The 1,157-nt window shown below is 55.6% G+C and carries 1 protein-coding gene and 1 pseudogene; one reads left to right on the forward strand and one right to left on the reverse strand.

Going from position 1 to position 1,157, the window contains the following annotated elements; genetic code table 11:
* A pseudogene (locus AC1DRJ_RS28780) lies at positions 1-247 on the reverse strand (sigma-54-dependent Fis family transcriptional regulator); the annotation flags it as partial.
* A gap of 427 nt (positions 248-674) precedes the next feature.
* Between AC1DRJ_RS28780 and AC1DRJ_RS28785 the strand changes: the two are divergent.
* On the forward strand, positions 675-1,157 hold a 483-nt coding region (locus AC1DRJ_RS28785), incomplete at its 3' end, for an ABC transporter ATP-binding protein (RefSeq protein WP_477805126.1).

Raw genomic sequence — 1,157 nt, forward strand, 5'->3', positions numbered from 1 at the left:
GGCCTTGATTGTCGGCAAGCATGATCAAGCAGTTGGAATTGCTCAGGATGTTTTCGTAATACGGCAGCACTTCCTGGTGCGTGGTCTGCACCAGCGAATGTTGGCTCTCCAGCAATTGTGCGATGCCTTCGGCCGGCAATTGATCGAACGCCGGGGCGCTCTGATGGTTGAGGCCGAACGCGCGGCAGCGGGACCAAGAGTCCTGAATGACGGCGTCGTGGGAGAGCGGCGAGGCGGGTGCGGCCATGGCAGTCGATCTCTGAGCATTATTATTTTTATGAGTAACGCGATTCATGTAGCAGCTGGCGAAGCCTGCGTTCGGCGACGCAGTCGTCGTAAACCCTGAATACGCGGTCATCCTGATACACCGTGGCGCCTGATTTTACGACGGCTTCGCCGCCGGTCGCAGCCTTCGGCAGCTGCTACATAAGGCGTGTGTATTTCAGGATTCTGCGCAGCAAAACGGTGTGTAGAGTGTTGTTCACTATTGTTCATTGTCAACGGCTGGATTGTTCAGTTGTTCAATCACGGTTGTTCATTTCTGTTCAGCAACGAAAGCACTCACTCCGCTCACTCAAGGATTTTCCAGCCAGATCAATGGCTTGCCATTTTTGGCATGAAACTCGCTTTGTATCCCCGGTCGCTTGACTCCAAATAATAAAAAAGGCCGAGCCATGTCATTAACCCTGGAGCACGTCAGCCGCACCGTCGAGGGCCAGACCTGGATCGATGATGCCTGCCTGAGTTTTGAACCCGGTTCCTTCAACGTTTTGCTCGGGCGCACGCTGTCCGGCAAAACCAGTCTGATGCGCCTGATGGCCGGTCTGGACAAGCCCGACAGCGGCCGCATCCTGATGAATGGCGTCGACGTCACCCAGCGCCCTGTACGGCTGCGCAACGTGTCGATGGTCTATCAACAGTTCATCAATTACCCGACCATGACTGTCTTCGAAAACATTGCCTCGCCATTGCGCCAGAGCGGTGTTTCCAATGAAGTGATCCAGAGCAAAGTGCTGGAAACCGCGAAGATGCTGCGCATCGAGAAGTTCCTCCAGCGCCATCCCCTCGAACTCTCCGGCGGCCAGCAACAGCGCACGGCCATGGCTCGCGCGCTGGTCAAAGATGCCGAATTGATTCTGTTCGATGAACCGCTGGTC

It is taken from the genome of Pseudomonas sp. P5_B2 (assembly GCF_056400445.1).